Annotated in this window: 23 protein-coding genes and 1 tRNA gene; 8 read left to right on the forward strand and 16 right to left on the reverse strand. The window is 65.0% G+C overall.

The genetic code is table 11. The features are described 5' to 3' along the window. Positions 1 to 681 carry a guanylate kinase gene (gmk, locus tag AB4Y32_RS14955; protein WP_368722056.1) on the reverse strand — a complete coding sequence of 227 codons (681 nt, stop codon included), beginning with the start codon at positions 679 to 681 and terminating at the stop codon, positions 1 to 3. A gap of 18 nt (positions 682 to 699) precedes the next feature. Continuing rightward, positions 700 to 1,623 carry a YicC/YloC family endoribonuclease gene (locus AB4Y32_RS14960; RefSeq protein WP_087737992.1) on the reverse strand — a complete coding sequence of 308 codons (924 nt, stop codon included), beginning with the start codon at positions 1,621 to 1,623 and terminating at the stop codon, positions 700 to 702. Between the two features lie 395 nt (positions 1,624 to 2,018). On the opposite strand from AB4Y32_RS14960, the gene rph reads away from it, so the two are divergent. The 7 genes from rph to AB4Y32_RS14995 all read left to right on the forward strand — a co-directional run bounded on the left by rph (position 2,019) and on the right by AB4Y32_RS14995 (position 7,790). After that, positions 2,019 to 2,759 carry a ribonuclease PH gene (gene rph / locus AB4Y32_RS14965; RefSeq protein WP_368722057.1) on the forward strand — a complete coding sequence of 247 codons (741 nt, stop codon included), beginning with the start codon at positions 2,019 to 2,021 and terminating at the stop codon, positions 2,757 to 2,759. After that, positions 2,752 to 3,396: an RdgB/HAM1 family non-canonical purine NTP pyrophosphatase gene (gene rdgB, locus AB4Y32_RS14970; protein ID WP_368722058.1), complete on the forward strand. Its 645-nt coding sequence runs from the start codon at positions 2,752 to 2,754 to the stop codon at positions 3,394 to 3,396. Before rph ends, rdgB begins: the two co-directional genes overlap by 8 nt. Further along, entirely contained in the window at positions 3,393 to 4,607 is a 1,215-nt protein-coding gene (gene hemW / locus AB4Y32_RS14975) for a radical SAM family heme chaperone HemW (RefSeq protein WP_368722059.1), read from the forward strand. The genes rdgB and hemW overlap by 4 nt, the downstream gene beginning before the upstream one ends. 57 nt (positions 4,608 to 4,664) lie before the next feature. Continuing rightward, a tRNA-Ser gene (locus AB4Y32_RS14980) sits at positions 4,665 to 4,754 on the forward strand. A 290-nt stretch (positions 4,755 to 5,044) separates the two neighbouring features. Then, on the forward strand, positions 5,045 to 5,551 hold the full coding sequence (locus AB4Y32_RS14985; RefSeq protein ID WP_368722060.1) for an energy transducer TonB: 507 nt from the start codon (positions 5,045 to 5,047) through the stop codon (positions 5,549 to 5,551). Between the two features lie 525 nt (positions 5,552 to 6,076). Continuing rightward, entirely contained in the window at positions 6,077 to 7,384 is a 1,308-nt protein-coding gene (locus tag AB4Y32_RS14990; RefSeq protein ID WP_368722061.1) for an MFS transporter, read from the forward strand. Positions 7,385 to 7,610: 226 nt separating this feature from the next. Beyond that, the gene (locus AB4Y32_RS14995) at positions 7,611 to 7,790 is read left to right on the forward strand and encodes a hypothetical protein (RefSeq protein ID WP_087737987.1); all 180 of its coding nucleotides are present in this window, start codon (positions 7,611 to 7,613) and stop codon (positions 7,788 to 7,790) included. A gap of 803 nt (positions 7,791 to 8,593) precedes the next feature. On the opposite strand, the gene waaC is transcribed toward AB4Y32_RS14995, so the two are convergent. Further along, complete coding sequence (waaC, locus tag AB4Y32_RS15000) at positions 8,594 to 9,601, reverse strand: lipopolysaccharide heptosyltransferase I (protein WP_368722062.1); 1,008 nt, start codon at positions 9,599 to 9,601, stop codon at positions 8,594 to 8,596. A 301-nt stretch (positions 9,602 to 9,902) separates the two neighbouring features. On the opposite strand from waaC, the gene AB4Y32_RS15005 reads away from it, so the two are divergent. Next, positions 9,903 to 11,270 (forward strand): chloride channel protein, encoded by a 1,368-nt coding sequence (locus AB4Y32_RS15005; protein ID WP_368722063.1) that lies wholly within the window; start codon positions 9,903 to 9,905, stop codon positions 11,268 to 11,270. Positions 11,271 to 11,593: 323 nt separating this feature from the next. Here the strand turns inward: AB4Y32_RS15005 and AB4Y32_RS15010 are convergent, their stop codons facing one another. From AB4Y32_RS15010 to AB4Y32_RS40690, 13 genes are all read right to left on the reverse strand, one after another. Next, positions 11,594 to 11,905, reverse strand: coding sequence for a hypothetical protein (locus AB4Y32_RS15010; RefSeq protein WP_368722064.1), 312 nt, complete (start codon positions 11,903 to 11,905; stop codon positions 11,594 to 11,596). Positions 11,906 to 12,202: 297 nt separating this feature from the next. Then, complete coding sequence (gene minE / locus AB4Y32_RS15015) at positions 12,203 to 12,457, reverse strand: cell division topological specificity factor MinE (protein ID WP_007583338.1); 255 nt, start codon at positions 12,455 to 12,457, stop codon at positions 12,203 to 12,205. A 15-nt stretch (positions 12,458 to 12,472) separates the two neighbouring features. Then, a complete protein-coding gene (gene minD, locus AB4Y32_RS15020; RefSeq protein ID WP_368722065.1) occupies positions 12,473 to 13,288 on the reverse strand; it encodes a septum site-determining protein MinD in 816 nt (271 codons plus the stop codon). An 89-nt stretch (positions 13,289 to 13,377) separates the two neighbouring features. Further along, entirely contained in the window at positions 13,378 to 14,190 is an 813-nt protein-coding gene (gene minC, locus AB4Y32_RS15025) for a septum site-determining protein MinC (protein WP_368722066.1), read from the reverse strand. A 199-nt stretch (positions 14,191 to 14,389) separates the two neighbouring features. Continuing rightward, the gene (locus tag AB4Y32_RS15030) at positions 14,390 to 14,938 is read right to left on the reverse strand and encodes a GNAT family N-acetyltransferase (RefSeq protein ID WP_368722067.1); all 549 of its coding nucleotides are present in this window, start codon (positions 14,936 to 14,938) and stop codon (positions 14,390 to 14,392) included. A 293-nt stretch (positions 14,939 to 15,231) separates the two neighbouring features. Further along, positions 15,232 to 16,017: a type I methionyl aminopeptidase gene (gene map / locus AB4Y32_RS15035; RefSeq protein WP_368722068.1), complete on the reverse strand. Its 786-nt coding sequence runs from the start codon at positions 16,015 to 16,017 to the stop codon at positions 15,232 to 15,234. Positions 16,018 to 16,258: 241 nt separating this feature from the next. Further along, entirely contained in the window at positions 16,259 to 16,855 is a 597-nt protein-coding gene (locus AB4Y32_RS15040; protein ID WP_368722069.1) for a PqiC family protein, read from the reverse strand. Then, positions 16,852 to 18,450, reverse strand: coding sequence for an intermembrane transport protein PqiB (locus AB4Y32_RS15045; RefSeq protein ID WP_368722070.1), 1,599 nt, complete (start codon positions 18,448 to 18,450; stop codon positions 16,852 to 16,854). The genes AB4Y32_RS15040 and AB4Y32_RS15045 overlap by 4 nt, the downstream gene beginning before the upstream one ends. Then, positions 18,447 to 19,799 carry a paraquat-inducible protein A gene (locus tag AB4Y32_RS15050; RefSeq protein ID WP_368722071.1) on the reverse strand — a complete coding sequence of 451 codons (1,353 nt, stop codon included), beginning with the start codon at positions 19,797 to 19,799 and terminating at the stop codon, positions 18,447 to 18,449. The genes AB4Y32_RS15045 and AB4Y32_RS15050 overlap by 4 nt, the downstream gene beginning before the upstream one ends. Beyond that, the gene (locus tag AB4Y32_RS15055) at positions 19,796 to 21,325 is read right to left on the reverse strand and encodes an efflux transporter outer membrane subunit (protein ID WP_368722072.1); all 1,530 of its coding nucleotides are present in this window, start codon (positions 21,323 to 21,325) and stop codon (positions 19,796 to 19,798) included. The genes AB4Y32_RS15050 and AB4Y32_RS15055 overlap by 4 nt, the downstream gene beginning before the upstream one ends. 58 nt (positions 21,326 to 21,383) lie before the next feature. Continuing rightward, a complete protein-coding gene (locus tag AB4Y32_RS15060; protein ID WP_368722073.1) occupies positions 21,384 to 24,632 on the reverse strand; it encodes an efflux RND transporter permease subunit in 3,249 nt (1,082 codons plus the stop codon). 39 nt (positions 24,633 to 24,671) lie between these two features. Beyond that, a complete protein-coding gene (locus AB4Y32_RS15065; RefSeq protein ID WP_439899791.1) occupies positions 24,672 to 25,985 on the reverse strand; it encodes an efflux RND transporter periplasmic adaptor subunit in 1,314 nt (437 codons plus the stop codon). Positions 25,986 to 26,077: 92 nt separating this feature from the next. Further along, positions 26,078 to 26,539 carry a glycine zipper family protein gene (locus tag AB4Y32_RS40690; protein WP_439899790.1) on the reverse strand — a complete coding sequence of 154 codons (462 nt, stop codon included), beginning with the start codon at positions 26,537 to 26,539 and terminating at the stop codon, positions 26,078 to 26,080. Between the last annotated feature and the right edge of the window lie 65 nt (positions 26,540 to 26,604).

The raw sequence follows: 26,604 nt of genomic DNA on the forward strand, positions 1-26,604 counted from the left end.
TCAGGCGTGCGGCAAGTGAATGCCGAGCTGCATGAAGAGGTCCGTGTGGCGCGCGTATTGCGACGTGAAGCGCGAACGCGTCGCCGAGACGAGGCATTGCAGTTCGGCAAGCGCGTGATTGAAGTTTTCGTTGATCACGACGTACTCCGCTTCCGCTGCATGCGCCATCTCGCCACCCGCTGCGAGAAGGCGTCGCGTGATTACATTCGGCTCGTCCTGCCCACGCTTTTTGAGGCGCTCTTCGAGCGCTTCGAGCGACGGCGGCAAGATGAAAATCTCGACGGCATTGCGGAACTGCTTCTTCACCTGCTGCGCGCCCTGCCAGTCGATTTCGAGCAGCACGTCATGGCCGCTCTTCATCTGCTCTTCGATCCACACGCGCGAAGTCGCGTAGTAGTTGCCGTGCACTTCCGCGCTTTCGAGAAATTCGCCCGCATCGTGACGCGCGAGGAAATCTTCGACGGTCGTGAAGTGATAGTGCTCGCCGTCCTGCTCCTTCGGACGAGGCGGACGCGTCGTGTATGAAATCGACAGACGGATCGCCGGGTCGCGCGCGAGCAGCGCGTTGACGAGCGTCGACTTGCCGGCGCCCGACGGCGCGACGACCATGAACAGGTTGCCGGGATAGACGCCTGCGTACGGATTGCGCGGCGCGCTGCTTTCGCGTTTGGTTTCGGTCATGCTGGTGAGACTCCCGTATTACTCCAGGTTTTGTACTTGTTCGCGCATCTGCTCGATGAGCAGCTTGAGCGTCATCGACGAATCGGCGAGCTCCTTCGCGGCCGCCTTCGAGCCGAGCGTGTTCGCTTCGCGGTTCAGCTCCTGCATCATGAAGTCGAGACGCTTGCCGACCTTGCCGCCCTTCTGGATGACGTGGCGCGTTTCGTTCAGATGCGCGGTGAGGCGCGACAGCTCTTCCGCGATGTCGATGCGAATGCCGTACATCGTCACTTCCTGACGGATGCGCTCGGCGATCTCTTCGCGCGACACGATCGTTGCCGCCGTATCCGGCGCGGCGATGCCGAGCGCTTCCTGCAGGCGCTCGACGATCTTCTGCTGATGCTTCGCGATCAGATCCGGCACGAGCGGCGTGATCTTCGTGACGATGGCTTCCATCTCGCTGACGTTGTTGAGCAGCATCGTCGCGAGCTGCGCGCCTTCGCGGCCGCGCACGTCGATCAGATCGCCGATCGCCTGCTTGCCGCATTCGAGCACGGCATCGCGCAGCACTTCCGGCGACACGCCGCTTTCGGCGAGCACGCCCGGCCAGCGCAGGATTTCGCCAGTACGCAAACGTCCCGCGTCGGGAAACGCATCGAGTACCGCGCGTTCCAGCACCGCGAGCTGAGCGAGCGCATCGCGGTTGAGCGCGCCCGCGTTCGCCGCCTGCTCGCTGCGCTGCAGGTTGATGCGGATGTCGACCTTGCCGCGCGAGAGCTTGTTCATCAGCATTTCGCGCAGCGTCGGCTCGCAGACGCGCACGTCTTCCGGCATCCGGAAGTTGAGGTCCAGGAAGCGCGAGTTCACCGTGCGCAACTCCACGGACACGCTGACGCCGCCGTTGCCCGATGCCGCTGCGAGTTCGCGCGTGGCGCTCGCATAGCCAGTCATACTGTAGATCATGATCAGTCTCGCGATTGCGGTCGCGCGAATGTGCGATCACATTGCACGACCAGGGATTCGAGTCGCCCGGCGTGTACGAGACGCGAGGCGGAGAACGCGCATTATCCCATTTTTGCCGGGCCGGCCGGGCGCAGCGACCCGCCGGACGGCGTCTGCAGCCGAAGCCGGCCACGAGGCATTTTGCATGCGCTGCGACGCGAGCAAAAATCGCATAGCGCGACGGCGCTTGTATCGACGTCGTTCGGCGCTCGTGCTCGCCGCGCATGCGCCGATGCACCGGGCCGCGTGACTATCGGCGAGGCAGCCGGAAAGCAGTTGCGCATGGGCGTCGCCGGATCGATCGGCGGTAAAATTGCAGTTTCCTTCCGCCCCTTTCTTCCCTTTTGATTCCGACGATGAACGACATCACGAAACGCCCCAGCGGCCGCGCCGCCGATCAGCTGCGCGACGTGCGCATCACGCGCCACTATACGAAGCACGCGGAAGGCTCCGTGCTGGTCGAATTCGGCGACACCAAGGTGATCTGCACGGCGAGCATCGCCGAGACCGTTCCCGCGTTCCTGCGCGATCGCGGCCAGGGATGGCTCACGGCCGAGTACGGGATGCTGCCGCGCGCGACGCACACGCGCAGCGACCGCGAAGCCGCGCGCGGCAAGCAGACGGGACGCACGCAGGAAATCCAGCGCCTGATCGGCCGCGCGCTGCGCTCCGTGTTCGATCTCGAACGCCTGGGCACGCGCACGCTGAACATCGATTGCGACGTGATCCAGGCCGACGGCGGCACGCGCACGGCGAGCATCACGGGTGCCTTCGTCGCCGCGCACGATGCCGTCGCGAAGCTGCTTGCGACGGGCCGCATCGAAACGTCGCCGATCACCGACTACGTCGCTGCCGTGTCCGTCGGCGTGTTCGACGGCGTGCCCGTGCTCGATCTCGACTACGACGAGGACTCGCAGTGCGACACCGACATGAACGTCGTGATGACGGGCGACGGCGGCTTCGTCGAGATTCAGGGCACGGCGGAAGGCGTGCCGTTCTCGCGCGGCGAAATGAACGCGCTGCTCGATCTCGCGCAAAACGGTATCGCGGCGCTGATCGCGAAGCAGAAGGCGGCGCTGGAGATAAAGGATGAGTGATCGTCGCGAAAGCGCGGCGCTTTCGATGCAACCGGCGCTGCACAAGATCGTCCTGGCGTCGAACAACGCGGGCAAGTTGCGCGAGTTCGCGGCGCTCTTCGGCAAGGCGGGAATCGAGCTGATTCCGCAAGGCGCGCTGAACGTGCCCGAGGCGGAAGAGCCGCATCCGACCTTCGTCGAAAACGCGCTCGCGAAGGCGCGCCATGCGTCGAAGCTGACGGGCCTGCCCGCAATCGCCGACGATTCCGGCTTGTGCGTGCGCGCGTTGCGCGGCGCGCCGGGCGTGTATTCGGCGCGTTACGCGCAGCTCGCGGGCGGCGAGAAGAGCGACGCTGCCAACAACGCGCGCCTCGTCGAGCAACTGAAGGACGTGGTTGATCGTCGCGCGTACTACTTCTGCGTGCTCGCGCTCGTGCGCCACGCGGACGACCCAGAGCCGCTGATCGCCGAAGGCCGCTGGCACGGCGAGATTCTCGACGCGCCGCGCGGCGCGAACGGCTTCGGCTACGACCCGCACTTCTACCTGAGCGCGCTGAACGCGACGGCAGCCGAACTCGACCCTGCCGTGAAGAACGCGAGCAGCCATCGCGCGGTCGCGTTGCAGCAATTGTTCGCGCGGCTAAAGGAGGAAGCGTGAGCCACGCATCGACGACGGGAGCCGGCGTGATCAAGGCGTTCACGTCGCCCGGCAGCATCCGTTTGACGTCGCTGCCGCCGCTCGCGCTCTACGTGCATTTCCCGTGGTGCGTGCGCAAGTGCCCGTACTGCGATTTCAACTCGCACGAGTCGAAGGGCGGCACGTTCCCCGAGGACGATTACCTCGACGCGCTGCACAGCGATCTCGAACAGGCGCTGCCGCTCGTGTGGGGCCGGCAGGTGCATACCGTGTTCATCGGCGGCGGAACGCCGAGCCTCATGTCCGCGAAAGGACTCGATCGGCTGCTGTCGGACGTGCGCGCGCTGCTGCCGCTCGATGCCGACGCCGAGATCACGCTCGAAGCGAACCCCGGCACGTTCGAAGCCGACAAGTTCGCGCAGTTTCGCGCGAGCGGCGTGAACCGGCTGTCGGTCGGCATACAGAGCTTCAACGAAACGCATCTGAAGGCGCTGGGCCGCATTCACGATGCCGCGCAGGCACGCCATGCCGTCGAGGTCGCGACGACGACGTTCGACAATTTCAATCTCGATCTGATGTTCGCGCTGCCGAAGCAGACGCTGGCCGAATGCCAGGCGGACATCGAGACGGCGCTGTCGTTCGCGCCGCCGCATCTGTCGCTGTATCACCTGACGCTCGAGCCGAACACGCTGTTCGCGAAGTTCCCGCCGCCGCTGCCCGACGACGACGCTTCCGCGGATATGCAGGACTGGATTCACGAGCGCACGCGTGAAGCGGGCTATGAGCGCTATGAGGTGTCGGCGTATGCGAAGCCGCATCGGCAGAGCAAGCACAACCTGAACTACTGGCGCTTCGGCGACTATCTCGGCATCGGCGCGGGCGCGCATACGAAGCTGTCGTTTCCGAACCGTATCCTGCGGCAGATGCGCTTCAAGCATCCCGCGACGTTCATCGAAGAAGCGCGTTCGGGCAACGCCGTGCAGGAAGAGCATGAAGTCGGCGCGCGCGATCTGCCGTTCGAATTCATGTTGAACGCGCTGCGCCTGGTGGAGGGCTTTCCCGTGCATCGGTTCATCGAGCGCACGGGTCTCTCCATGACGTCGATCGAGCCTGCGTTGCAGGAAGCGGAGCGTCGCGGACTGATCTCTCGCGACCATGAGAAGATCGCGCCGACGCCGCTCGGACAGGCATTCCTCAACGATCTTCAAGCGCTCTTTCTGAAGGAGCCTTGATCGGCTCCTTCGTTTGTTGCCCGTGAGCGAAGCGTTTCAGGTTACAATTTCGGGCTCGGAGGGTTGGCAGAGCGGTTGAATGCACCGGTCTTGAAAACCGGCAAGGCTTTACGGCCTTCGTGGGTTCGAATCCCACACCCTCCGCCACCTCGCCTCAAGCAGCGCTTCGAGCGCCCCCGCCTCTCACTCCTCTCCTGGTTGCTTCAACCTTCGCTTGCGGACACGCGAAACCTCCTCATTCGAATTCCGGTCCTGCCCGCACCACACGATCGTCAAACAACGCATGTCGCTCAAGCCGCGAGAGAATGACGACAAGCAACGCCATCCTGCCACCGACGCCCCCATTGCGCGCTACCTCTCACATCCGTAGCAACGCTCATTGAATCGCAACATGCATCGCCTACGATGAAGAGACATCTCGCGTGCGAGTTATTGCGATGCCCATCCTCTCGCTTCACAGCCGCGTCCATCCAGCAATCAGGCGAGCGGCGGCACTCGCTATTGCGCTGTTCGGTACGGCAGCGTGCAACTTCACGATCACGCCGCCCCAACGGCCGGCGGCCGTCGTGCCGCCCGCCGCGATCAACAGCGCGACGCTCGATCAGTACCGTTCGGCCGTCGCGCAACGCATCGTCGAACGCAACCCGTCGTATGTGCTGCGCGGCAACCCGCAAGCGATGCTGCGCTCGCTCGTCGTCGTGTCGTTCGTCGTCGATCGCGATGGACAGATCGTGGCATCGTCGGTGTATCGCACGAACGGCGACGATGAAGCGGAGAGCACCGCGCTCGCCACGCTGCGACGCTCGGCGCCGTTGCCGCTGCCGCCCGTGAAACTGCTGAACGCGAAAGGCCAGGTCGAGTTGTTCGAAGATTGGCTCTTCAACGACAACGGCAAATTCCAGTTGCGTACGTTCGCATCGCCGCAGGCGCAGACGCTCGAGTAACAGAAAAGCGCGCCGCAGCCGGCCGCGCTCCGAACGCGCGCCTTGCTGCGCGCCACCCGCCGTCGCTATAATTTTTTAAACACCCGCCGGGTTCGCCGGCAATCGCTGCGTGTCACGAGCCTACCCGCTCGCCTCGCGCAGTCCGACCGCCACGTTGCCGCGCCACCCGCGCGCGCGTCCGTCCCGTTTGCATCGTGCTTCGCTTCGACGCTATGTGTTCTTCACGACGCTCGAAGACGTCAGCATGATGCAAGCTGTCGAATCGTTGCAGTTGCAACGTCTCGCGTCGCGAGTCCACCGCCTGAATCGAGCTTGCATCGCGCTTGCACCGTCTGCATCGCCGTTTGAACCACGGTTTGCACGCGACCCGTGCCACGGTTTGCATCGCGGTCTGTGCCACGGTTTGCACCGCCGTTTGCACCGCTGTTCGCACGATCACGCGCGCACCCGCTACGCTCACACCAGACACACAAAGACGCACCGCCCGCCCCTCGCGGCAGCGTCAACGACATTTGGAGACCCTGCATGTCCACCTCGCCCCTCTCCCGCGCGCAGTCCGGCGCGGGCCGCCAGAGCAGCGCTTCGCGCGTGATCTTCGCGAGCTTCATCGGCACCGCGATCGAGTTCTACGATTTCTATGTGTACGCGACGGCCGCCGCGCTCGTCATCGGTCCCGTGTTCTTCCCGCACGGCTCGGCGACGGCTCAGGCGCTGTCGGCGTTCGTCACGTTCGGCATCGCGTTCATCGCGCGGCCGATCGGCTCGTTTCTGTTCGGGCACTTCGGCGACCGCATTGGCCGCAAATCGACGCTCGTCGCCTCGCTGCTCGTGATGGGCGTGTCGACGACGCTGATCGGCTTCGTGCCCGGCTACGATTCGATCGGCAGCCTCGCGCCCGTGCTGCTGTGCGTGCTGCGCTTCGGCCAGGGCATCGGCCTCGGCGGCGAATGGGGCGGCGCTGCGCTGCTCGCTACCGAGAACGCGCCCGCAGGCAAGCGCGGATGGTTCGGCATGTTCCCGCAACTCGGACCGTCGATCGGCTTTCTCGCGTCGAACGGCCTGTTCTTCGGTCTCGCGCTGTCGCTGTCGGACGAGCAGTTTCGCAGCTGGGGCTGGCGCGTGCCGTTCATCGTCAGTGCGGTGCTGGTCGCGCTCGGCCTGTACGTGCGCCTGAAGATCGCCGAGACGCCCGCGTTCCAGGCCGCGATCGAGCGTCAGGAGCGCGTGCGCGTCCCCATCGCGACGCTGCTCGGCCGCCATCTGTCGCCGGTGTTGCTCGGCGCGTTGGCTATGGTCGTCTGCTACACGCTGTTCTATATCTCGACGGTGTTCTCGCTGTCGTACGGCGTGTCGACGCTGCACGTCTCGCGTCAGAGCTTCCTCGGCATGCTGTGCGTCGCCGTCGTGTTCATGGCGCTCGCGACGCCGCTCTCCGCATGGGCAAGCGACCGCTTCGGCCGCAAGCCGGTGCTGATCGTCGGCTGCATCGCCGCGATCCTGTCGGGCTTCACCATGGCACCGTTGCTCGGCAGCGGCTCGATGCCGCTCGTGCAGCTGTTCCTCATCATCGAGCTGTTCCTGATGGGCGTGACGTTCGCGCCGATGGGCGCGCTGCTGCCTGAACTGTTCCCGACCAACGTCCGCTATACGGGTGCGGGCGTCGCCTACAACCTCGGCGGGATTCTGGGCGCGTCGGTTGCGCCATACATCGCGCAGATGCTCGCCGCACAGGGCGGTCTGTCGTGGGTCGGCCTGTATGTGTCGGCTGCCGCTGTGCTGAGTCTGCTCGGCGTGCTTTGCATGCGCGAGACGCGCGATGCAAGGTTGATGTAACCTCTCGCGCCGCCATCGATTCCGACGATGCAAACGGCCCCGGCGCAAGCGATCTGCGCCGGGGCCGTTCTGTTTGAAGCCTCGCGCAATGCGAACCGCCAGATGCGGACACCGGCGCGGAAAACCCGACTCCGGGCGAACGCGGGCAGGGAAACTCCCGTTTTCGCGGCCCTTTTTGGCATGCCTATACTCGAATCGACAACAAGGCGGTTTGAGGGAGGCATCGATGGACTTACATCTTCACAACGCGGACGTCGTCGTGATCATCGCACTGGCGCTGCTCGGCTCGCTGCTGCTCGCGCTGCGCTTCAAGCCGGCGACGTGGAAAGGCATTGTCGTCGAAGCGGTTGCGGCGAACGCGGCGGCCATCGCCGCCGTCGTCGCCTTCGAAATGCTGATGGCCTGAGCGGCGTCCATCAGCATCCGTTACGCGATCAGCGATAGTAGTAGTCGTGATGATGGTGATAGCCGCCGCCTTCCGGCACCACGATACAGCCACTGAGCGATGCAGCCAGCAGCGCGCCCGTCACCAGAGCCAACATCAAGCGTTTCACGTTTTTTCTCCCTTTGAGTCAATGTCGTTATTCGAGCGAACCCCGAATGACCTCGATTGAACACGAACCCGTCCGGGACGAACGTTGCAATTTGTAAGCGTCCACCGAGGTTGTGTTACACGGGAGAAAAAGCCTCGCGACGCGCTGTGCCGTCGTCCGGCCGGCAATCCGCGCGCCGCGACCTGACCCGATCCGCATGAAGGCCGCCCGGAAAGCCTCGGCAGGCAGGCCAATGCGCGACCGGGGTGGCAACCGCGTCACTAGCCCGAGCCGATTGGTCGAAAGGCGGCGCTGACGGCGAATGAAAAGCGACAGTTTTAACAGCCGTGTAATGAGGGAAAACGGTGGGGAGCGAGGTGGGCGCAAAGTGCGGAAAGGTCCGCGGAACGGCAACAGACGAACGGCCGCGAGACCCGCGCTGAACCGGCATATAAGCGGCGCCTAAGGTCGCCGAAAAAAATCAAAATGGTTGAACTTGTCCGTACTCGCGTTGTCTTTACGGATGTTGTACCGGTTTGTTCTGCAGGTTTCCTCTCGGTCCGCGCTTAGGGCGCGGGCTTTTCAGAGGCGTTTCGCGACGGCGTCCGAAATTGGGCGAACTGCGCGTGCGCCTCTTTTCTTTTTTGCGGGTCAGCCTGATCCACGCGAACAGGCCTTAGGCCGCCGCTACCGACTTTCCGTGTCCGTTCAACGTCAGTGGGTCCGTGTGCACGTGATCGATGGCTGCGAGCGCCTCGGCGATGGGCGGCACCGAGTTGCCATCTCCAATCGACACTGACCGGAACGGCACGTTGTTGCCGAAGATTTCGCGCGACGTCGCGATGAAGATCATCACCGTGCGCTTCTGGAGCGCGTGCGCGAGGTGGACGAAGCCGGTGTCGACGCCGATCACGAAGTCCGACGCCGCAATCACCTGCGCGATTTCGGTGACGCTCAGTTGCGGCAGCAGTTCCGCACCTTCCACTTCGTTGACGATCGCAAGACCTTCTTCGCGCTCGGCAGGCGATCCCCACGGCACGGCGACATGAAAGCCGCGCCGCACGAGATCGCGCGCGATCGCGATCCAGTGATCGGCCGGCCACTTCTTGTCGTCCTTCGACGCAGCGTGAAACAGCATCGCGAGCGGCCGGCCGCCCGTGTCGACGAGTGGCTTTGCAGGCGCGGGAATGTGCAGGTTGTAGTCGGCGGGGCCTTCGAGCGGGTAGCCGAGCGCCGTGCTCACCGTCTCGCGCATGGCGTTCCAGGCGTTCCTGTCACGCGGCGGCGCGAAGCGGCCGGTGTACGCGAACGCAGCGCCGCGCTCGCCCAGGTCTTTCGACCGGTAACCGAGCCGTCGCCGCGAACGCGACAGGAACGAGATGATCGCGCTCTTGTAGACGCCGTGAATGTCGAGGGCGAAGTCGTAGCGGTACGCGCGCAATTCGCCGATGGACTGCGCGATGGCCTTGAAGTCTCCCCAGCGGCGCGCCTTCTTGAAGCGGCGCAGCGGCGCGCAGAGCACGCGGTCGGTGCCCGGATTCCAGCGGGCGATTTCCGCAAAGGATTCGTCGACGGCCCAGTCCACCTTTACGCCAGGAAACGCGCGCTTGAGGTCCGAGACGATCGGTTGCGCCTGTATTACGTCGCCCATGGAGGTGACTTTGACGATGAGAATTCGCTTCATTGATTGCCCATTGAGCCTGCGCGGTCGCAATCGACAATTTTAGCCGAGATCAAAAGAATTGCCTGAATTGCGTGCAGAGGCAATTCTTGCGAGCGCCGCTCTGTCGTTACCCGACGTTACGACTCTTGACGGACGGCCGCCGCCGGGCGCCCGCGAGGCTTCCTGCTGGCTCGCATCCGTCGCGGCCTTTTCGCGTGTGCATAGCGCGCCCATCGCGCCCGGTGCACCCATCACGCCCCTTTCGCGGCATCGACACGGCTCCCGCCACTATAATTTGCGCTTTGCCCTTCGCCCGATTTCCATGTCACGGACACCCATGCTGTCCTCGAGCATCGGCCGGCGCATACGGCGTCTTTGGCGCCAGTACGGCATCTTCTGGCTGGGCGCGATCGCCGTCGGCCTGACGGCCGTCTTTTATGCGCGGCTGATCGATCTGGGCTACAACGCTTTCCTCGGTCTGCAGAAAGAGCACTGGTGGCTGCCGCTGGCGTTGACGCCCGCCGTCGCGGCCGCGTCCGTGTGGCTCACGCGGCGCTTCTTCCCCGGCGCGGAAGGCAGCGGCATCCCGCAGGTCATCGCGACGCTGCACACGAACCCGGGCGCGTCCGGCGCGCGGCTGCTGACGTTCCCCATCCTGCTCGGCAAGATCGCCGTTTCGTTTCTCGCGATTCTCGGCGGCTTCACGATCGGACGCGAAGGGCCGACCGTGCAGGTCGGCGCGGCGCTGATGTTCAACCTGCGCCGGCTCTACCCGCGCTCGAACGCGCAGATCGAACGGCAGCTCGTGCTGGCGGGCGCGGCGGCGGGTCTGTCGGCGGCGTTCAACACGCCGCTCGCCGGAATCGTCTTCGCCATCGAAGAACTCACGCGCAGCTTCGAAGCGCGCGCGAGCGGCGTGCTGATCACGGCGATCATCATCGCGGGTATCGTCGCGCTCGGACTGAACGGCAACTACACGTACTTCGGCACGATCGACATCGGCACGCACTTTCTCGATCTGTTCGCGGTGGCCGTCGTCATCACGGGCATCGTCACGGGTATTGCGGGCGGCGTGTTCGGCTGGCTGCTGCTCAACACCGCGCGCTGGATTCCGGCGCCGCTGCGGCAGATGCACGCCGAGCGGCCGGTCGCCTTCGCCGCGCTGTGCGGCGTCGTGATTGCGCTGATCGGACTGATCTCGGGCGGCACGACGTTCGGCAGCGGCTACGCGGAAGCGCGCGGACTGCTGTACGGCAGTGAGCATCTGTCGGTGTTCTACCCGCTGCTGAAGCTGGCGTCGGTGGTCGGCTCGTATCTGCCGGGCATTCCGGGCGGCATTTTTGCGCCGTCGCTGTCGATCGGCGCGGGCTTCGGCAATGTGCTACACATGCTGTTCACCGACATGCCGCTGCCGATGCTGATTGCGCTTGCAATGGTCGGCTATCTCGCGGCTGTGACGCAGTCGCCCATTACGTCGTTCGTGATCGTGATGGAGATGATCAACGGGCATGCGCTCGTGATTTCGCTGATGGCGACTGCGCTGATTTCGAGCCGCGTCGCGAGGCTGTTTGCGCCGCCTTTGTACGAGGCGCTTTCGTTGCGCTATATGGCGCCGCTGCCGGCGCCCGCCGCTTCGCCGGAACTGCCCGCGGAGCCTTCCGAATCCGAAGCGCAAGGTGAGCATGAGTAGTCAGCAACCGCCGGCAACAGCAACACGCACGCGAAATAATCGGGCGCCGTCCCATGCGGAACGCGCGCCCGACCTCCCACAACGTCAATACACGACGACGCCCATCGGCTGATAGTAGACAGGGCGTGCCGGTACGACGACGCAACCGGCCAACGTGACCGCCAGCACGGCGATCGCGAGCAAGGTCCTTTTTCTCATGTGATGACTCCCTTGATGGTTGCGTATGCGCGCTCTCGGGCGCGTTCAGGCAACGGACATCGACGTGCCGCACGCAATGGCGTCAACGCGCGGCATCGACATCCGCTCAACGTTCATTCAGCCGATCAGGCCCAATGGCCCTCGATCCAGCGCCAGTTCGGACCATGCTCGACCCAGTGGCCAGGCACCCAGTGATACCCGACGCGCTGGACCTGCCAGTGACCCGGCACCCACGCGTAACGGCCGTGGTCCCAACGCCAGTGCCCCTTGTCCCATGCGTAGCCCGCGCGCGGTGCGGGCACGGCTTCGAAGCGCTCGACGGGCGGCGCGCCCGGCGCCACGACAACCACTTCTGCAGCCGATGCGGACGCGACGGCGGACAGCCCGGATACCGCGAGCACAGCGGAAGCGGCGAGCAGACGAATCGATCGGTTCATGTTTTCACCTCATGTGTCAGCGCCGGATGGTGGCGTTGTCCGTTCAATGCGCGAGGTGATGAAGGGGCTGACAGAAGCCGTGTTACGGCATGCCCTCAAGTGCAACGGTTTATTTCGGAGGAGCTTGAGAAGACGCGCAGAAAGAAGCGCAGAAGAACGCGCGCAAAGATAACGCCCGATGAAAACTCACGATGAATACGCACGCCGACGACGCGCGAACCGCACACACGAAAATGCGCGCCACCGTACGACGATGGCGCGCATCACGCGATAGACGAAGCTGAAGCTACGGGCCGATCAGGCCTGCGGAATCTCGATCTTGACCTCGAGCACTTCGAGATCGTCGTGGCGTTCGAGATTGACGCGGATATCGTCGTCCGAGATTTTCACGTACTTCGAAATCACGGCGACGAGTTCACGTTGCAACGCGGGCAGATAATCGGCGGGCGCTTTGCCGCCGACGCGCTCATGCGCGATGATCAGCTGCAGGCGTTCCTTCGCTATCGACGCGGACTTTTTCTTTTCGCCCAGCAAAAACGAAAGAATCGACATCAGGTGCGCCTCCCTTTACTTGGTGCCGAAGAGGCGCTGCAGCAGGCCCGGCTTTTGATAATCGGTAAAGCGAAGCGACTTCTGCTCGCCGAGGAAACGCGACACGACATCCTTATAGGATTCCGCGACATCCGTGCCGTCCATGTGCACGGCGGGAAGGCCCTGATTCGACGCGTGCAGCACAGCTTCCGATTCCGGGATCACGCCGATCAGCTCGATGCGCAGGATTTCCTGAATGTCGCTGAGCGACAGCATCTCGCCTTCGCTGACGCGCTTCGGGTTGTAGCGCGTGATCAGCAGATGCTCCTTGATCGGCTCCTTGCCTTCGATCGCGCGCTTCGTCTTCGACGACAGAATGCCGAGGATGCGATCCGAGTCGCGCACCGACGACACTTCCGGATTCGTCACGATCAGCGCTTCGTCGGCGAAGTGCATCGCGAGCAGCGCGCCCGATTCGATACCCGCCGGCGAATCGCAGATGATGTATTCGAAATCCATCTTGATCAGGTTGTCGATGACCTTCTCGACGCCTTCCATCGTCAGCGCATCCTTATCGCGCGTCTGCGACGCGGGCAGGATGTAGAGGTTCTCGCACTTCTTGTCCTTGATCAGCGCCTGGTTCAGATTCGCTTCGCCCTGGATCACGTTGATCAGGTCGTACACCACGCGACGTTCGCAGCCCATGATGAGATCGAGATTGCGCAGGCCGACGTCGAAATCGATCACCGCCGTTTTCGAGCCGCGCAGTGCGAGACCCGAGGCGAAACTCGCGCTGGTTGTCGTCTTGCCTACGCCACCCTTGCCCGAAGTCACCACAATGATTTTTGCCATTACCCTTTACCTTGTGTTCGTCAATTCGTCTATTGAGTCCGGCGGTAGTTCCATCGCGCGACACACGCACTGCATGCGCGGCCCACGCATCAGGTGAGCCGCAGCGGCTCGATCATCAGTTTTTCGTCTTCGAGCCAGATCTGCACCGGCTTGCCGTGCACGTCGGCGGGCAGCGGGTTTTCGGTCGTCCGGTAAATGCCCGCGATCGAGATCAGTTCCGGTTCGAGACACGTGCAGAAGATGCGCGCGTCGTGATTGCCGTGCACGCCCGCGAGCGCGCGGCCGCGCAACGGCGCATAAATATGGATATTGCCTTCGGCGATCACTTCGGCACCGTTGCTCACCATGCCGAGCACAACGAGATCGCCCTTCGCGTAAATGCGCTGGCCCGAGCGCAGCGGCTTGTCGACCACCATCGTCTGCGACGAAATGCGCACGGGTTCGGCAGCGGCTGACGGCACCTGCTCCGGCTCGGGCGCCGCGCTTTCGGCCGTGGGCGCCGCGCTTTTTTCCGCCGCGCTCTTTTCCGCCACACGCTTGCCCGCTTGATCGCCTGCTTCGTCGCCGTTGCCTTTGCTTGCGCGCGGATCGCGCGCATCGAGCAGCGGCAGCCCCGCTTCGTTCGCCCACGCGTGCTGCGTGCTGTCCGCGACGACGCCGATCGGCCGCATGCGCACGCTGTCGAGCAGCTTCGCGATGTCGGCGAGCGGCACGCGTTCATTCTCGGCGAGACGGCGCACGTCGATCGCAACGGTATCGTTGGCGAAGAATTCGGGCGTCGCCTCGAAGCGCCGGGTCAGTTCGGCACGCATCTCATCGAGGTTGGTCGTCTTGACGACAAACAGCAGCGTGTCGACCGCGCCACTGCGCAGTTCAAAAAATGGCGATTTCCTGGGCGACATAGCGTTCGGCAAAAAATTTTGCGTATTTTACAGGCGTCCAGGCGAACGGTGAGCTTTTTTGCCAATAAGTCTTCACGCGACAGCCAAATGCCGCGTGCGCGCTAGATCGGCGCGGTACAGATCGAAAAAAAGCCTGAAGAACGAGGCTGGCCGGAGCGCGCTGGACAGGCGCCCCGCGAAGCCGTCGTGCACGAGGCGGCTAGAGAGGCGCGTCGGTATCGTCGGCCGATGCCGCGTGGTGCGGCACGTGCCGAACGAGCAGTGTCTGAAACTGGGCCGGCGCGCGCGGAATGCGTTCGCGCTCGCCCGTCGGGCCAAAGCCGAGCCGCTCGTAGAAGCGCATCGCGTTGCGGTTCTCGTCGGCGATCCACGCGTAGATCTCCGTCGCGCCGCCTGCCGCGAGCCAGTCGCTCGCCGTGTTGACGAGCAGCTCGCCGCCGCGCAGATGCCGCACGGCGGGCGCCACCCAAAGCTCGCTCACGAACGCGCGGTGCGGCGCAGCGTCTTCGAAGCAGGCGCCGATCAGGCCGGCCGGATGGCCTTCCGTGTAGAGGATGAACGACGTCGACGTGGTGGAAGCAGCATGCCGCGCGGCCGTCTGTTCGAACGTGGACGCATCGGCGGACATCGCTTCTTCCAGTGTCTCGTCGAATGCGTAAGGCGCTTCGCGCAGCGATGCGGTACGAAGCTCACGGAAGACAGCACCCTGATCGGCTGCAATGCGGCGAACGGTGAGTGAAGGACTCATGCGGTCGAAATCCCTTGAAATCCCTTATGTCATCCGGGTGAAACGCTAGGGCGTAGCTTCAACCGAACGAGCGCGCGAGTCAAATCTTTAATTCGGCGCAGTGCGCGCGGGCGCGCATGGGTTGACAGCCGGTAACAAAGCCGTCACGCCTGTCCGCCCGTTTTTGTGCATTGCGTCGAGCGCGCGAAGCGCCCGCCGGGAGTCTGCTGCGCTCCGGCCTTGCCGCGCGCAACGACGCGAGCCGCCAGACGCCAGATACCAGACGCGAGCCAACCGACACAGCGCCGCGCGCGTCAGGGCGTCTCGTAGCGCCCCGTGCCGTCGGGCCACGGCGTGAGCAGCTCGTAGCCGTCGTCGGTGACGGCAACCATGTGCTCCCATTGAGCGGACAGCGAACGGTCTTTGGTAACGACAGTCCAGCCGTCGCGCATCACCGTCGTGCCGGCGCGGCCCGCGTTGACCATCGGCTCGATCGTGAACACCATGCCCGGCTTCAGGCGCACGCCCTGCCCCGGCTGGCCGTAGTGCAGCACCTGCGGGTCCTCGTGATACACCTTGCCGATGCCGTGTCCGCAGTAGTCGCGCACGATCGAGAAGCCCTCGCGTTGCGCGAGCTTCTGGATCGCATGGCCGACGTCGCCGAGCGTCGCGCCCGGCTTCACCTGGCGGATGCCCGCGAGCATCGCTTCATAGGTCGTGTCGATCAGTTGCTTCGCGACCGCGCTCGGCTCGCCGACCGTGTACATGCGGCTCGTGTCGCCGAAATAGCCGTCCTTGATGACGGCCACGTCGATGTTGATGATGTCGCCGTCCTTGAGAACCTCGCTGCGATCGGGAATGCCGTGGCACACGACGGAATTGACCGACGTGCAGATTGTCTTCGGAAAGCCCATATAGCCGACGTTCGCGGCAATCGCCTTCTGCGTGTTGACGATGTAGTCATGGCAGATGGCGTCGAGTTCGCCCGTCGAGATGCCGGGCTTCACGTGTTCGCCGATCATCGCGAGCACGTCGGCGGCGAGCCGGCCGGAAATGCGCAAACGCGCGAGGTCTTCGGAAGTCTTGTAGGTGATGGCCATGTCGGAAAAACGTTGGCGGCACGCAGCGCGCGGTGCGCGCAGGCTGTGCGATCAGGCGATCGTGCTGGCGCGCCGTCTTGCGTTGGTGGCGCTGGACGCGGCCCGCATCGCGGTCCTGCGCCCGGTTGTCGATCAGTCCATTGTACAGAGTCTTCCCGCGAGACCGGACCGCACTATGCGCCAACCACAGGCCAAACCATCCGCGAGACCACGCACCCGTCACGCCCCGTCACGCCGGCGCTCACCCCGGAGGCGAACGCCGGATCGCCTGGGCGATGTCGCGGCTCACCGACGCCAGCGCCCGGCTGTGCGCCGCCACGAGCGCCGCCTCGTCCGTGCCCTGCACCTGTTCGCGCACCGTCGAGCGGCCCGTCAGCAGCGCCGTGTGGCCGGCGAGGCGCACGGTCCACAGCGCGTCGATCGCGACCGCCTCGCCCGGCATCGAATCGAACTGCACGATATCGACGCGCACGCGGCAGGCCTCCGTGCCCGCCACCGTTTGCGACGACACCGACACACGCTGCGAGCCGAGCAGCCGCGACAGATCGGCGGCGATCACATCGGCGACGCCGCTCTTGAGCGGCTCGCCCCAGCGCGCGAATTCGTTGAGCCTCACCTCGTTGCCCGACATGCGCGTCACGAGCTGCGGCCGGTCGACGAGTTCCGGCACCGTCACGGGACCGACCACCACCGACATGGACAGCGGCGTGCCCGTGCTTTCGAGCGTCGCGTCGGAGCTCAACGTATAGAAGCTCGAACGCGGCGACCCGCACGCGGCCAGCACCGCCGCTGCCGCGACGCAGAGGCACGCGCCGCGCGAGAGCATCGATGGCGTCACTTTGCGTCCTCCCGCTTGCCGCGCAGCAGCGCTTCGGGATGCCGTTGCAGATAATCGGAAAGCGCGCGGAACGATGCCGCCGTGCGCGCAAGTTCGCGGATCGCATCGCTCGTGTCCTGCTGCAGCGCCGAATCGGGCTGAAGCGCGCTGTTTGCCGTATTGAGCGTGGTCTGCGCGGCCGACAGCGCGCCCTTCGCCTGCGGCACGACCTGCGTATTGAGGCTCTGCAGCAGCGCGCTGGCGTTGGCGAACGTCTGTTGCGTGTTCTTGCCGATCTGCTCGAGCGGCAGCTTGTCGATGCGCGCGACAATCCGGTTGACCGAGTCCTGCAGCGATTGCAGGCCGCTCGGCTCGGTCGGCAGTTCGGGCGGCGTGCGGCTCCAGTCGATCTTCGCCTGCGGCGCGTGCTGGAAGAAATCGAACGAGATGTACAGCTGGCCCGTCAGCAGGCTTCCCGTCCTGAGTTGCGCGCGGAAGCCCCGCGACACGAGGAAGTCGGCCACGGCTTTCGGATCTTTCACGAGGCGTCCCTCGGACGGCTCCGGATAACGCGACGTGAAGCGCTCCGGATAGAACTTGATCTCGACGGGAATGCTGATCTCCTTCGTCACGGGGTCGAAGCGCGTGTAGATGGCCGATACTTCGCCGATCACGATGCCCCTGAAGTCGACGGGCGCGCCCACCGTCAGGCCGCGCACCGACTGCTTGAACTCGAGCACGTACGTATCGACGATGCGGTCCTGCACCTTTAATGCATCGGCGCGCGTCGGGAAGAGCGTGAACGACGTGCGCACCTGCGCTTCGGGCTCCGAGAGCGACGACGAAGGCGTTTCGAACGCGAGGCCGCCGATCAGGATCGACACCAGCGATTGCGTGTTGATCTTCACGCCTTCCGTGCCCAGCGCGACGTCGATGCCGCCCGCCTCCCAGAAGCGCGAATTGCTCTTCACGTATTGGTCGTAGGGCGCGTTGACGAAAATATGCAACGTCACGCCGCCGCCGTTCTTGTCCAGTTCGAACGACGTGACCTGGCCGACGCGCAGGCGCCGGAAATAGACGGGCGAACCGACGTCGAGCGAAGCGAGGTTCTCCGCGTGCAGCACGAATTCGCGGCCCGGCACGTCGCTCGCGAACACAGGCGGCGTTTCGAGCCCGACGTAGTCGCGCCGCTCCTGCTTCGCATGGCCGATGTCCATGCCGATGAACGCCCCCGACAGCAGCGTGCTGATGCCCGATACGTTGCCGCCCGCGATGCGCGGACGCTCGACCCAGAAGCGCGTATCGTTGACCAGCATGTCGGTCGCGTCGCGCGTCAGTTCCGCCGTGGCGATCACGTTCTTGTAGTCCCGCGAAAGCGCTACCTTCTTCACGACGCCGATATCGACGGCCTTGAACTTGATCTTCGTCTTGCCCGCTTCGAGCCCTTCACCCGTCTTGAACTGGATCGTGATGGTCGGGCCTTGCGACAGCACGGCTTGCACGGCAAGCCAGATGCCGATCAGCACCGCGACGACGGGCACGAGCCAGATCCACTGGATGCGCCAACGCTTGCGCGGCACCGCCACGGCGTCGGGCAGATCGGGCGGCCTGCTCATTGCGTTTCCCTCGTGTCCCAGATGAGCCGCGGATCGAACGACATCGCGGAGAACATGGTCAGCACGACGACCGCGCCGAATGCGATCGCAGCGGGGCCGGCGCGCACGGTGGCGAGCGCATTGAATTGCACGAGCGCCGTGAGCATGGCGACCACGTAGATGTCGACCATCGACCAGCGCCCGATCAGTTCGACGATGCGATAGATGCGCGCGCGCTGATCGGGCTGCCACGTCGAGCGGAAGTTCGCCGACAGGGCGAGAAAGCTGATCGCGAGAATCTTCAGCATCGGCACGGCGATGCTCGCGATGAAGACCAGCACGGCAAGCGGCCACGAACCCGACGTCCACAGATAGACGACGCCGCTCATGATCGTGTCCTTCTGCGCGCCGAACAGCGAGCTCGTATCCATCACGGGCAGCACGTTCGCCGGGATGTACAGGATTATCGCGGCAATCAGATAGGCCCACGTTCGCGCAAGACTATCGGGCTTGCGCAGATGCAGATGCGCGCCGCAGCGCGGGCAATGGCCGGGATGCGCGTGCAGACGCAGGGGTGCGTGCACGTTCGCGTAGTCGCGCGCGTCGCGGGCTTCCGTGGGCGCGGCGCGCGTGAGCAGGCCGCAGTCGTGGCACACGCACAGGCCGCAGGCCGCTGCCGTCGCAGCGGGAAACGGCGTGTCGCTGTCGAACCCGGGACCGGCATCGGGTATCCCTTCGAGACGCGTCCACAGATCGTGCACGTCGAACGAGGACGCCGCGGCCGCGAGCATCAGCATCAGCGCGCCGAACGACCACAACGCCGGGCCCGTCACCACCGACGCGATATGCGCGAGCTTCACGAGCGCGACGAGCAGGCCGAGGATCAGCACCTCCGTCATGCCCCACTCCTGCGCGATGCGCAGCGTGCGGAACACGACGTCCGCGCGATACGGCGTGCGCCCGAGCCGCAGCGGCAACAGCAGCCACACGAGGCCCAGCGCCTGGCACGCGGGCATCAGTATCGTCGTAAAGAAGATCAGTGCCGACAGCGGCCACATGCCGTCCCGGTACAGAACGCGCACGGCGCCGAACAACGTCGTCTCGACGAGATCGCCGTTCACCGAAAGCCCAACGATCGGAAACGAGTTCGAGATGATCCACAGCACGCAGGCCGCAAGCGCATACGCGAGCGTGCGATCGAGGCTGTTCGCATGATGCCGGTACAGCGTCGCGCGGCAGCGGCAGCAGTGCAGCACGCCTTCGGGCGGCACGTCGCTCTCGCGCTGGAGCAGATCGCATTCGCGGCACGCGATCACGGGCATCGTCCGCGCCACATGCCCGAGATAGCCGGAAGACATTGCATCGCTCATTTCACGTCCTGCGGCGATGCATCGGCGGGACGGGTATCGTCGCTCGCATGCGCCGGCTGTGCCGCCGCTTGCGCCGCCTGTGTCACTTGTGCCACCTGCCCCGCTTGCGCCGCTTGCGTGGTGAGCCCTTCCGCATCGACGACCCAGCCGCCGCCCATCGCCTTGTACAGGCTCACATACGACACCAGCACGCCCGCCTGCGTCTGCGTCTGGCTCAGTTGCGCGTTGAAGAGACTGCGCTCGGCATCGAGCACTTCGATATAGCTCGTGTAGCCGCCCTCGTAGCGCAACCGCGCAAAGTGCGCGTAACTGGCGAGCGCATCGACCTGGCGTCCCTGCACCTCGAATTGCTCGCGCAGCTTCTGCGACGAGATCAACGCGTCATCCACTTCCTGGAACGCGACCTGGATCGCCTTGCGATACGAGTGCAGCGCCTGCTGCTGCACCGCTTCGGCCTGCTTCACCTGGCCCGTGATCGCGCCGCCCGTGAAAATCGGCTGCGTGACGGAGCCGGCGAACGACCACGCGCGCGCCGGCCCTGTGAAGAGCTTCGAGAACTGGCCGCTTTGCGTGCCGAACAGACCCGTCAGCGAAATCTGCGGAAAGTACAGCGCCTTGGCTGCGCCGATCTGCGCATTCGCCGCAATCAGGTCCTGCTCGGCCTGGCGCAGGTCGGGGCGCCGCTCGAGCAGATCCGACGGCAACCCGGCAGGCACCGCGGGCGCCACGAGTTCGGCAAGCGCGCGTCCGCGCAGGATGTCGCCCGGATTGCGCCCGAGCAGCACCGACAGCGCGTCTTCCTGCTGCGCGATCTGCGACTCGATCTGCGGAATCCGCGAGCGCGAGTCCTCGTATTCGGACTGGCTCTGCGCGAGCTCCATCTGCGAGACCTCGCCGCCCTTGAAGCGCAGCTCGAACACGTGCACGGAATCGGCCCGGCTTTCGGTGGTCGCCTTCGCGATCTCCAGTTGCCGGTCGAGACTGCGCAGATTGATATACGACGACGCCACCGACGACACCAGCGTCAGGATCGTGCCGCGCTTCGCCTCCTCGCTCGAAAGCAGGCTCGCGCGCGCGGACTCCGTGAGGCGCCGGTTATGGCCGAACAGGTCGATCTCCCATGACGCCGACAGCGCCGCCGCGTACGTGTTGAACACCGGGTTGTTGACGTTCGCGAGCAGCGGCGAGCCCGTCGGCAGACGCTGGCGCTCGGCGTCGAAGCTCGCGCCGACCTGCGGCAGCAGCGCCGCGCGGGTCGTGACGAACTGGCCGAGGAACTGGTCGACGCGCGCGGCGGCGACCTTCACGTCGTTGTTGTTCGCGAGCGCCGTCGTGATCAGGTCGTTCAGCACGGGATCGTCGAACTGCTTCCACCATTCGGTGTTCGCGACATCCGACGCGTAGTTGTCGGGGAAGCGATACGTCGCGGGCACGTCGAGCTGCGGGCGCGAGTAGTTCGGCCCGAGCAGGCAGCCGCTCAGCGCGAAGGTGCACAGCACGCACGCGAGCGCGCCGGCGACGGGCATAGGCAAAGCGTGGCGCAAGCGGCGCACGCGGAGCGGAGGAAGCGAAACGCGGCGCATGTCAGTCGCCCTCGCGTGGAGCGGACGGCGTGATCGTCGGTCCGCCCGTGCCCGCCCGTCCGGGCACCGAGGGCGGCACCGTCGTCGAAGAAGGCGGTGCTTCAGGCGAAGCAGGCGGCGTCTCCCCCTTCTTCTTGCCGCTCTTCTCCGACATCGATTCGAGCGCCCAGAAGAACATCGGGATGAAGAACACGGCGATCGCCGTCGCGCCCAGCATCCCGCCGATCACGCCCGTGCCGATCGAGTGACGGCTGTTGGCGGACGCGCCCGTCGCGATCGCAAGCGGCACGCAGCCGAGAATGAACGCGAGCGAGGTCATCACGATCGGGCGCAGCCGCTCCTCGGCCGCCGTCATCGTCGCGTCGAACACGGACTTGCCCGCCTCGCGGTTGATTACCGCGAACTCGAAGATCAGGATCGCGTTCTTCGCCGCGAGCGCCACCAGCATCGTGAGGCCGATCTGGAAGTACACGTCGTTGTTGAGCCCGCGCAGCATGATCGCGAGCAGCGCGCCGAAGAGCGCGAACGGCACAGCCATCAGCACGCCGAACGGCAGGCTCCACTTCTCGTACTGCGCCGCGAGGATCAGGAACACCATGATCAGCCCGAACACGAACACGAGCCCCGACGTGCCGCCCGACTGCTTCGCCTCGAACGCCTCGCCGCTCCACGCGATGCCGTAGTCCGATGGCATCGACGCAGCGAGTTCCTCGAGCGCGCTGATCACCTGGCCCGACGCGTAGCCGGGCGCCGCGTTCGCGGTGATCTTCACGGCCGGGAAGTTGTTGAAGCGCGTGATCAAGTCCGGACCCGTCACGTAGTGCGACGTCACCACCGACTTGAGCGGCACCATGCTGCCCGTCTTGCTGCGCACGAAGATCTGCGTGAGGTCTTCGGGCTTCAGCCGATACGACGGCTCCGCCTGCAGGATCACCTGCCACAGACGGCTCGAACGGTTGAACTGAGACACGTACAGCGAGCCGAACATCGTCTGCATCGCGCTGTAGACGTCCTCGACGGGCACGCCCAGCGTTTCGGCCTTGTCGCGGTCGACGTCCACGAGCAGTTGCTGCGAGTCCGCGTTGAAGGTCGACGTAACGCCCGTCAGCTCGGGGCGCTGCTTGGCCCTCGCGACGAAATCGTTGACGACGGCGGCGAACTGCGCGATGGTCGCGTCGCCCTTGCTCTGTATCCACATCTCGGTGCCGCCCGTCGTGCCGAGACCGGGGATCGACGGTGGATTCAGCGGCACGACGAGACCCTCGCGAATCTGCGACAGCGCCTTGTACGCGTCGACGAGCACGGCGCGCGCGTTCTGCGTGCGGATGTTGTCGGACTTGTAGCGCTCGTCGAAACTCTTGAAGCCCACGAAGAAGGTCGACGAGTTGTTCTTGTTCTGGCTGTCGAGAATGCTGAAGCCGTCGACGGTCGTGATGCTGCCGACGGCCGGCTGCTTCATGAAGTACTCGGACACGCGGTCCGACACCTGCCCCGTGCGGTCCAGCGACGCCGCATCGGGCATGATCACGGCGCCCAGCAAGTAGCCCTGGTCCTCGGGCGGCAGGAACGCGGTCGGGATCGAGCGCATCATCATGACGGCCAGCGCGATCATGCCGGCAAAGAGCAGCAGCGCGATCACGAAGCGCTTGATGATGACGCGCACTGCACGCGTGTAGCCTGCCGTCATCCGCGCGAACTGGTTGTCGAACCAGCGGAAAAAGCCCTTCTTCTCGTGATGCCCGGGCTTGAGCAACAGCGACGCGAGCGCGGGCGACAGCGTGAGCGCGACGATGCCCGAGATCACCACCGAAATCGCGATCGTGATCGCGAACTGCTTGTACATCTGCCCGGTGATGCCGCCGAGAAACGCCACGGGCACGAACACCGCGCACAGCACGAGCACGATCGCGACCACGGGGCCCGCCACTTCGTCCATTGCCTGCTTGGCGGCTGTTTTCGGGTCGAGCTTGTGCACCGTCATGTTGCGCTCGACGTTCTCGATCACGACGATTGCGTCGTCCACCACGATACCGATTGCGAGCACCATGCCGAACAGCGTGAGCATGTTGATCGAAAATCCGAGCGCATCCATCCCCATAAACGTGCCGACGATCGAAACGGGTACGGCCAGCACCGGAATCAGCGTCGCGCGCAGGCTCTGCAGGAACACGAACACGACGATCACCACCAGCACGACGGCCTCGAAGAACGTATGCACCACATCCGAGATCGACGCCCGCGTGAACTCGGTGGTGTCCATCGCGATCTCGTAGTCGATGCCCTCGGGGAACGACTTCTTCATCTCGGCGAGCGCCGCGCGCACCTGCTTCGACACGTCGAGCGCGTTGGCGCCCGGCTGCTGATAGACGGCGAGCACGGTGGCGGGCTTGCCCTGGAAGCGGCTGCGGATCGAATAATCCTTCTGGCCAAGCTCGGCGCGCCCAATGTCCTTCAGGCGCACGATCGCGGCGCCCCCGCTCTGCGCGCGAATGATGATGTTCTCGAACTCGGAGGGCTCGGTGAGCCGCCCCGATGTGGTCACGGCGAACGACTGCTCGACGGGGTTGCCCGTCGGCGACTGGCCGAGCCGCCCGACCGCGAACTGCTGGTTCTGGTTGGCGACGGCGCGCTGCACGTCGGAGGCTGTGATGCCTAGCTGCGCCATGCGGTCGGGGCGCAGCCAGATGCGCATCGCGTAGTCGGGCGTGCCGAAGATGCTCGACTGGTTCGCGCCGGGTATGCGCTTGAGCGCATCGAGCACGTAGACGTTCGCGTAGTTCGCGATGTAGGTCGCGTCGTAGCGCTCGGTGGGCGAGTAGATCGCGATCACCATCATGAACGCCTGCGACTTCTTCTGCACCTGCACGCCCTGCGCCGTCACCGACTGCGGCAGTTGTGGCAGCGCGAGATTCACGCGGTTCTGCACGTCGACCTGTGCGAGCTCGGGGTTCGTGCCGATCTCGAAGTACGCGTTGATCGTCAGGTTGCCCGTCGACGAGCTCGACGAGCTCATGTAGATCATGTTGTCCGCGCCGTTGACCTGCTGCTCGATCGGCGCGGCGACGTTGTTGGCGACCACGTCGGCGCTCGCGCCCGGATAGGTCGCGGAGATCGTGATCTGCGGCGGCGTGATGTCGGGGTACTGCGCGGTCGGCAGCGCGAGCATCGTCAGCGCGCCGCCCAGCGTGATGACGATCGAGATGACCGAGGCGAAGATCGGACGGTCGATGCAGAAGTGAGAGATGTTCATCGGATCGGTTGCGCCGAACGGCGTCGGGTCGTCATCGGATCAGGGACTTGTGCTGCTGCTCGTTCCGCTGCTGCCGGGATGCGCCTGCGTTTGTGTCTGCGTTTGTGTCTGCGCTTGTGTTTGTGGTTGTGCTTGTGGTTCTGCTTGTGCTTGTGTTTGTGCCTGGGCCAGCGTCGATGCCGGTGCCGACGCCGCGGCAGCAGGCGTGGATGCGGGCGCTGGAGCGCCAGGTGCAGCGGGTGCGCTCACCACCTTGATCGTCGAATCCGACGACACGCGGATCGCGCCGTCGACCACCACGCGCTCGCCCGCCTTCAGCCCTTCGTTGACGAACCAGTCGTCGCCGTGCCAGTCGCCGACATCGATCACGCGCTGATGTGGCTTCCCGTTCTGGTCGAGCACCCATACGAAGTGGCTCTTCGCGCCTTGCAGCACCGCGCGCTGCGGCACGAGAATCGCGTTCGGCCGCACGGCGCCCGACACCTTAGCGCGCACGAACTGGCCGGGCTTGAGCGTGCCGCTTGGATTCCCGAACACGGCGCGCACGAGGAAGGTGCCCGTCTCCTGGCTAAACGCGGGGTTCGTGAAGTCGATACGCCCCTGCTGCGGATAGATCGAGCCGTCGGCGAGTATCACCGTCACGTCGAACTGGTTGTCAGGTGGAAAGCGCAGCAGGCCTTTCGTGACCTGCTCGCGATAGCGCAGCAGCTCGTTCTCCGAGATGCTGAAGTTCACCCACATCGGATCGAGCTGATAAACGTAAGTAAGCAGCCCCGACTGCGTGGGCGTCACATAGCTGCCGTCCTGCACGCGCGCGAAGCTGGAAAGGCCTTTGAGCGGCGAGCGGATCGTCGTGTAGCTCAGGTTCAGCTCGGCCGTCTGCACTTCGCCCTGCGCGGCGATGACGGAGGCTTCTGCCTGCTTCTCGTTGCCCGTCGCATCGTCGAGGTCCTTCTTGCTCAACGCGTTCTGCGCGGCAAGCGGGACCACGCGCGCGAGGTTCTGCTTGGTCACGAGCAGGCGCGCCTGCTGTTGCGCGAGCGCGCCCTTCGCCGTTTGCAGCGCGGCCTCGAACGGCTTTCGGTCCATCACGAACAGCACCTGGCCGGGCTGCACGAGCGCGCCTTCCGTGTACATGCGCTTCTCGAGAAAGCCCTCGACGCGCGCGCGAATCTCGACCTCGCGCGAGCTTTGCGTCTGCGCGGTGAATTCGAATGCGACGGGTGTTTCCTTTTGCGCGACCGTGACAACCGTCACCTCGACGGGCGGACGGGCTGCCTCCGCGGGGGCCTTCTTGCAGGCGTTGAGGGAAAGGATGCACGCGAGCGCCGACGCCAGCGCGAGACGCGGCATCAGGCGGCCCGCGCGCCGCACGGCGGCTGAGTCCGCCCCGAACAACGCAACTTGCGATCGACAGTTCATCGTGGCCCCCTTCGATCGCCGCGTCATTGCACCGTATATCCGCGTCCGTTCATGCTTGCTGCAAGCGCGCGGTTCCATGTGGCCATCTGCTGCGACGTCTGCTGTTGAGCGGCCTGCTGCTGCTCCTGCGCGGCGGCCACCTGGCGGCGCTGTCGCGAGCCGCCCACTACCGTGCCCGCGATGGCGCCCGCTGCCGCGCCCTTGCCGGCGTCGCCCGCGATGGCGCCCGTCGCCGCGCCGCCTGCCGCGCCGCGCAAGCGCTGTCCCGACTGCTGGGGCGGCGGCTGATTCGCCGGGTTCTGCGCGAGCACGGCGGGATTGACGCCCGTGTTCTGCGTCGCCCAGCTCTGGCATTGCGATATGTCGTTAGCCTGCTTTTGCTGACTCTGGCCTTTGGCCGAGGAGAAGATCGGCTGCTGCGCCGATGCAACGTCTGCCAGCAGCAACGCGGCAAGCATCCACGTGACAGGAAGCGCTTGTTTCATGACCAATCTCCCCAAGTCGATACGATTGCGCCCGGCGCACCCGTTGCTCGCGCATCGCGCGGCGG

The organism is Paraburkholderia phymatum (genome assembly GCF_040965635.1).
GTDB lineage: Bacteria > Pseudomonadota > Gammaproteobacteria > Burkholderiales > Burkholderiaceae > Paraburkholderia > Paraburkholderia phymatum_B.

Coding starts and splice junctions, on each gene's coding strand:
- gmk (WP_368722056.1), bottom strand. CDS start 681: ATGACCGAAACCAAACGCGAAAGCAGCGCGCCGCGCAATCCGTACGCA.
- AB4Y32_RS14960 (WP_087737992.1), bottom strand. CDS start 1,623: ATGATCTACAGTATGACTGGCTATGCGAGCGCCACGCGCGAACTCGCA.
- rph (WP_368722057.1), top strand. CDS start 2,019: ATGAACGACATCACGAAACGCCCCAGCGGCCGCGCCGCCGATCAGCTG.
- rdgB (WP_368722058.1), top strand. CDS start 2,752: ATGAGTGATCGTCGCGAAAGCGCGGCGCTTTCGATGCAACCGGCGCTG.
- AB4Y32_RS14985 (WP_368722060.1), top strand. CDS start 5,045: ATGCCCATCCTCTCGCTTCACAGCCGCGTCCATCCAGCAATCAGGCGA.
- AB4Y32_RS14990 (WP_368722061.1), top strand. CDS start 6,077: ATGTCCACCTCGCCCCTCTCCCGCGCGCAGTCCGGCGCGGGCCGCCAG.
- AB4Y32_RS14995 (WP_087737987.1), top strand. CDS start 7,611: ATGGACTTACATCTTCACAACGCGGACGTCGTCGTGATCATCGCACTG.
- waaC (WP_368722062.1), bottom strand. CDS start 9,601: ATGAAGCGAATTCTCATCGTCAAAGTCACCTCCATGGGCGACGTAATA.
- AB4Y32_RS15005 (WP_368722063.1), top strand. CDS start 9,903: ATGTCACGGACACCCATGCTGTCCTCGAGCATCGGCCGGCGCATACGG.
- AB4Y32_RS15010 (WP_368722064.1), bottom strand. CDS start 11,905: ATGAACCGATCGATTCGTCTGCTCGCCGCTTCCGCTGTGCTCGCGGTA.
- minE (WP_007583338.1), bottom strand. CDS start 12,457: ATGTCGATTCTTTCGTTTTTGCTGGGCGAAAAGAAAAAGTCCGCGTCG.
- minD (WP_368722065.1), bottom strand. CDS start 13,288: ATGGCAAAAATCATTGTGGTGACTTCGGGCAAGGGTGGCGTAGGCAAG.
- minC (WP_368722066.1), bottom strand. CDS start 14,190: ATGTCGCCCAGGAAATCGCCATTTTTTGAACTGCGCAGTGGCGCGGTC.
- AB4Y32_RS15030 (WP_368722067.1), bottom strand. CDS start 14,938: ATGAGTCCTTCACTCACCGTTCGCCGCATTGCAGCCGATCAGGGTGCT.
- map (WP_368722068.1), bottom strand. CDS start 16,017: ATGGCCATCACCTACAAGACTTCCGAAGACCTCGCGCGTTTGCGCATT.
- AB4Y32_RS15045 (WP_368722070.1), bottom strand. CDS start 18,450: ATGAGCAGGCCGCCCGATCTGCCCGACGCCGTGGCGGTGCCGCGCAAG.
- AB4Y32_RS15050 (WP_368722071.1), bottom strand. CDS start 19,799: ATGAGCGATGCAATGTCTTCCGGCTATCTCGGGCATGTGGCGCGGACG.
- AB4Y32_RS15055 (WP_368722072.1), bottom strand. CDS start 21,325: ATGCCCGTCGCCGGCGCGCTCGCGTGCGTGCTGTGCACCTTCGCGCTG.
- AB4Y32_RS15060 (WP_368722073.1), bottom strand. CDS start 24,632: ATGAACATCTCTCACTTCTGCATCGACCGTCCGATCTTCGCCTCGGTC.
- AB4Y32_RS15065 (WP_439899791.1), bottom strand. CDS start 25,985: ATGCCGCGTCTCGCGCTGGCGTCGGCGCTCGCGTGCATCCTTTCCCTC.
- AB4Y32_RS40690 (WP_439899790.1), bottom strand. CDS start 26,539: ATGAAACAAGCGCTTCCTGTCACGTGGATGCTTGCCGCGTTGCTGCTG.